The organism is Elstera litoralis, from assembly GCF_000963705.1.
Classification (GTDB): Bacteria; Pseudomonadota; Alphaproteobacteria; order Elsterales; family Elsteraceae; genus Elstera; species Elstera litoralis.
The window spans coordinates 1-2,324 of sequence record NZ_LAJY01000314.1 but is presented as its reverse complement, the minus strand read 5'-3'; the positions used below and the strand labels follow the sequence as shown (position 1 = coordinate 2,324).

At 61.4% G+C, this 2,324-nt stretch carries 2 protein-coding genes and 1 pseudogene; all 3 read left to right on the top strand.

Annotated elements, in window-relative coordinates; translation table 11 throughout:
• Positions 1–689, top strand: a 689-nt coding sequence (locus tag VZ95_RS12475; RefSeq protein ID WP_045776134.1) for an extracellular solute-binding protein, incomplete at its 5' end; no start/stop codon positions are given.
• Between the two features lie 212 nt (positions 690–901).
• Positions 902–1,981 (top strand): ABC transporter ATP-binding protein, encoded by a 1,080-nt coding sequence (locus VZ95_RS12470; protein WP_232302644.1) that lies wholly within the window; start codon positions 902–904, stop codon positions 1,979–1,981.
• Positions 1,981–2,324 (top strand): annotated as a pseudogene (locus VZ95_RS12465) (putrescine ABC transporter permease PotH); the annotation flags it as partial. The gene VZ95_RS12470 and the pseudogene VZ95_RS12465, both read left to right, overlap by 1 nt.

Below are 2,324 nucleotides of genomic sequence, written 5' to 3'. Positions count from 1 at the left end.
TCGGCTATAACGTTGGCAAGGTGAAAAATATCGCCGCCGATGCGCCGGTCTATTCGATGAAAATGATCTTGGACCCGGCCACCGTGTCGAAGTTCAAGGCCTGCGGCGTGATGGTGCTGGACGCGCCGACTGACGTATTCCCGACCGTTCTGCAATATCTCGGCCTGCCGCCCGACAGTAAATCGATCGCCGATCTCGATAAGGCCACCGATGCGCTGCTAAAAGTGCGCCCCTTTATTCGCAAGTTCCACTCGTCGGAATATATCAACGGGCTGGCGAATGGCGATATTTGCGTCGCCTTCGGCTATTCGGGCGATATTATTCAGGCCTCCAACCGCGCGGCGGAAGCGAAACGCGGCGTGAGCGTGAACTACTCGATTCCGTCCGAAGGCGCGCAGCTTTGGGTCGATACGCTGGCGATCCCGAAAGACGCCCCGAACCCCGACCTCGCCCATGCCATTCTCGATCATCTGATGGTGCCGCAGGTCGTCGCCGCCAGCTCGGACCTGACCGGCTACGCTAACGGCAATAAGGCTTCGACGCCGCTGGTGTCGGAAGCGGTGCGGACCAACCCCGGCATTTATCCGCCGGCCGAAGTGCGCGCCCGCCTCTTCACCATCACCCCGGCGGACCGCGAGTTCGAACGCGCCCGCACCCGCGCCTGGACCCGCGTGAAAACCGGCCGCTAGTCGGAGCGCACGCAGAAGAATGACTCCCAAAGGCGCGCTGGTTTCGGTAAGAAGCGAGCGCGCCTTTTCCCTTCTAGACCCCCGCCGCGCTGGAGGCTTTGCCCGGTATGCCTAATGTCCCCCCCGCTGCCACGGCCAATCCGCCTCCCCGCTCCTTAGGCGGTGTTTCTGGACAGCGCGTACAGCCCTGGCGCGATCCGTCGGCAAAGCCCATGATTCAGATTCAGGAGGTCCGCAAGACCTTCGGGGATTTCGTTGCGGTCGATGGGGTCAGCGTCGATATTTTCCCCGGCGAGTTGTTCGCGCTGCTGGGGGGCTCCGGCTGCGGCAAGACGACCCTGCTGCGCATGCTGGCGGGGTTTGAAATACCGACCGAAGGCCGGATTCTCATCGACGGGCAAGATATGTCCACCGTGCCGCCCTATGCGCGCCCAGTGAACATGATGTTCCAATCCTACGCCCTGTTCCCGCACATGAGCGTGGAGCAGAACGTCGGGTTCGGGCTGCGCATGGATGGGGTTTCGAAAGCCGATACGGCAAACCGCGTCGCCGAAGCGCTCGATCTGGTGCAGATGGGCAGCTTCGCCAAGCGTCGGCCGCACCAGCTTTCGGGCGGCCAGCGCCAGCGCGTCGCCCTCGCCCGCAGCCTCATCAAGCGCCCGAAAGTGCTGCTGCTCGATGAGCCCTTGGGCGCGCTCGATAAGAAGCTGCGCGAACAGACGCAGCTTGAGTTGCTGAACATTCAAAGCAAAGTCGGCATTACCTTCGTCATCGTCACCCACGATCAGGAAGAGGCGATGACGCTCGCCGATCGCATTTCGGTGATGGACCGGGGCCGCATTCAGCAGTTGGGCACGCCCGCTGAAATTTACGAGTTCCCCAAGAACCGCTTCGTCGCCAATTTCATCGGCTCAGTGAACCTGTTCGAAGCCACCCTGGCCGTGGATGAGCCCGACCGGGCCGAGTTGGATTGCCCCGATTTCGGCGGGCGCATTCACGTCGGCCACGGTGTAACCGGCACCATCGGTATGGAGTTTTCCGTCGCCGTGCGCCCGGAGAAGATCCGCATGAGCCGCAAGCCACTGGTCGATCTGCCGAACCAGATGCAGGGCACCATCAAGCAAATCGTCTATTTGGGCGATATTTCCATCTATTTCATCGAAGTCGGCGGCGGCAAACAGGTGCGCGTGACGCAACCGAACCTCGACCGTTGGGCCGAAGGCGAGTTTACCTGGGAAGACCGCGTGCATATCGGCTGGGCCGCCGATGGCGGCGTGGTTTTGGCGCAATAATGACGCCGCCGGGCTTTCTGCGGCGCCTGATGGGCCGCTCCACCGTCATCGCCATTCCGTATGGCTGGCTCGGGTTCTTCTTCCTCGTGCCTTTCCTGATTGTGCTGACCATCAGCCTCTCGACAGCGGACACAAGCCAGTCGCCGCCCTTCACGCCGCTGCTGGAATGGGTCGACGGCAAAGCACTGCAAGTGGTGCTGAACCTTGGGAATTATATGTTCCTGTTCAGCGACGATCTCTATGTGGTCGCTTACCTGAACTCGCTGAAAACCGCCGCCGTGAGCACCTTCTTCTGTTTGCTGATCGGCTACCCGATGGCCTATGCGATGGCGAGAGCCGATAA

What these genes read in the sequence shown, in the direction of transcription:
- VZ95_RS12470 (WP_232302644.1), top strand. Translation starts at nt 902, where the DNA reads ATGATTCAGATTCAGGAGGTCCGCAAGACCTTCGGGGATTTCGTTGCG.